Consider the following 374-nt stretch of genomic DNA (forward strand, 5'->3'; position numbering starts at 1 on the left):
CAACGTTGATAGGTCAGGTGTGTAAGGACTGCGAGGTCTTGAGCTAACTGATACTAATTGCCCGTGAGGCTTAACCATACAACACCCAAGTAGTTTTGAACTATAAAGTGTGTATGAAGACTGACATGAATAAGAAAACATCACGTACTTACGTGTTACTTGAACCGCTTTTGTAAACATCATTTATATCAAATTTCCAAGATTGCTAATTATCGTCTTACTTAAGGTAGGTACGGTGATTAAACGTTTTTTATCTAGCGACCATAGCGCTGTGGCCCCACCTGATCCCATTCCGAACTCAGAAGTGAAACGCAGTTGCGCCGATGGTAGTGTGGGAGTTCCCATGTGAGAGTAGGACATTGCTAGGTTTCTAT

1 rRNA gene is annotated in these 374 nt (G+C 42.0%); it reads left to right on the forward strand.

The window, feature by feature from the left end:
- The first annotated feature begins 253 nt into the window (after window positions 1–253).
- Window positions 254–368 (forward strand): 5S ribosomal RNA (gene rrf / locus ASU03_RS19575).
- The last annotated feature ends 6 nt before the right edge of the window (window positions 369–374 follow it).

This window comes from Colwellia sp. TT2012, assembly GCF_001440345.1.
Classification (GTDB): Bacteria; Pseudomonadota; Gammaproteobacteria; order Enterobacterales; family Alteromonadaceae; genus Colwellia.